Here is a 2,083-nt window from a genome sequence, read left to right on the forward strand (position 1 = left end):
ATGAAGGCATCTACCGAGGAATACCTGCTGGCCACCGAGGCGGTTGAAGCCAAATTGCAAGAGGCGGAGGCACTAGAGGCGCAGGCGGCGCAAACAGAAGCAACAGCGAAGCCGGCGGTGCAGCCGGGGCCAGCCAGTGCGACCAAAACAAAAGCCAAGGCAAGTACAGGGTCTACCGCCAAAGCAGCGTCGGCGAAGATCAAGGCTGCTCCGCGGAAGAAGGCGGCGCCCAAGCCTGTTGCCCACACCCCCGATCCGGCCGTCGAGCCACCAGCGAAAAAAAATCTTGAGGCAGTGCCAGGGGGTGTCGGCGCGGCGACGAGGTCAGCCACGTCATCAATCGCTGCCGAACCCGAGCAAAGAAAGCAGGATGGTAGCTGAATTATCAATCGGTGAGCGCTTCGCTAGAGGCGCCAGCCATACCGGAGGTAGCGATGAAGTTATTCGAGAAGGCCAGCAGCAAAAGGCTGTTGCGTGAAATGGAGCAGGCAGAAACCTATGAGCAGTGGGCCGAGCTTGCCGCTGCCTGGGACGAAGAAAACGGCCTGGATGAATGGAAGCAGACCGATGCCTCCGAGAGCTACGATTATCGTGGCATTCGCCAACGGCTGAGCCGGATGCGCGAGTTGCGCAGCGAGCGCGATTACCATGACCTGCTGTTTGATCTTAATGAGGGAATTCACGGCAATATCGGCGGCATGGGCAAGCCGTCGATGTACAACAAGGCCAAGTTCGGCACCAAAGATCTGATTACTGAGTTCATCGCGGAAACCTGCGGTGCGTTGCGGGATATCGACGAGGTGGATGACAGCATAATATCGCTGGAAGAAAAGCAGGATTTCTTCCTTCGGGCCAGCCATTGCTTTGGTCGGTCTGCGCTGATGCTCAGTGGTGGTGCCGTCCTCGGGTTCTTTCATGCTGGTGTATTGAAAGCGCTGTTTGACCAGGGCCTGCTGCCGGAAATTATCTCGGGTTCCAGTGCCGGCTCCATCCTGGCGGCCACTGCCTGTACTCATGCAGATGATGAGCTTGAGCATCGCCTGAGTCTGGACAGTCTGCATCACGAGATCGAAGAGACATCAGCCATCCGGCCGTCACTTTCGCTGTTCGGTAATGCACGCCCGAACATGGATGCCGAGAACCTGAAGCAATACCTGTCCAAGATCATTCCGGATATGACCTTTCAGGAAGCCTTCGAGCTGACCGGCCGTAAACTGAACATCACGGTGACCGGGCTTGAGCGGCAGCAGGCGCCGCGGCTGCTCAACTCGATCACCTCTCCGAACGTATTGATCCGCTCGGCGGTGATGGCGTCCTGCGCCATTTATGGCATCTACCCCCCGGTTACACTCATGTGCCGTAATGCCCACGGCGAGACCGTGCCCTACTTGCCTGACATGAAATGGATCGATGGCTCCTTCGCCGACGATCTTCCCGCCAAGCGCCTTGCGCGACTGTTTGGCGTCAACCACTTCATTTCCAGCATGACCAATCCGGCTGCGCTGGCAATCACGCCCGATCCGGATGCGTCTCCGACAGCGCTGCGTGCGATCCTCAATTACCAGGCGAACCTGATCAAGAGCACCACTGCAGAGGCTATGAAGTTTGGCAGGGATAATATCCGCATCAAGTCGCCGGTTATCAACCTGATGCAGCACCTGGCTTATGGTGTGTTGCGTCAGGAATACACCGCCGATATCAATATTTTCCTGCGTAACCGCTGGGAGCACCCGGTCCGTCTGCTTGCTGCGCCGTCACGGGAGGCGATGGACAGGCTGGTCTACGAGGGTGAGCGTTCCACTTGGGAGAAACTCGAGATGGTGCGCAATTGCACGGCGATCAGCCGCACACTCGATGAGATTATCCATCGCCGGGGCTGGGAGAAGTAGGCGGGGAAAATAACCTGGCACCAGCTCGCGAGGGTATGAAATAACCACGGCGCATCGCACAATAGGTTTTTTTGCAGGCGGAGTGGATATGAACGACATCGTCGAAACGCAGCCCCTGGCGGGGCGTCATATCGCGATACCGGAAAGTCGCGAGCTGGATCTCTTTGCTGACATGCTGTTGACCCGCGGCGCCA

General features: G+C 57.7%; 1 protein-coding gene and 1 pseudogene. Both read left to right on the forward strand.

Features of this window, described 5'->3' with window-relative positions; genetic code table 11:
• Nucleotides 1-381 (forward strand): annotated as a pseudogene (locus ABYA88_RS16245) (hypothetical protein); the annotation flags it as partial.
• Between the two features lie 53 nt (nt 382-434).
• Nucleotides 435-1,889 (forward strand): DUF3336 domain-containing protein, encoded by a 1,455-nt coding sequence (locus ABYA88_RS16250; protein WP_373188425.1) that lies wholly within the window; start codon nt 435-437, stop codon nt 1,887-1,889.
• Nucleotides 1,890-2,083 lie beyond the last annotated feature (194 nt).

The sequence above is a fragment of the Halopseudomonas sp. genome (assembly GCF_041579695.1).
Classification (GTDB): Bacteria; Pseudomonadota; Gammaproteobacteria; order Pseudomonadales; family Pseudomonadaceae; genus Halopseudomonas.

Bases quoted from the DNA above. Each gene is read 5' to 3' on its own strand.
- ABYA88_RS16250 (WP_373188425.1), top strand. From the start codon at position 435: ATGAAGTTATTCGAGAAGGCCAGCAGCAAAAGGCTGTTGCGTGAAATG.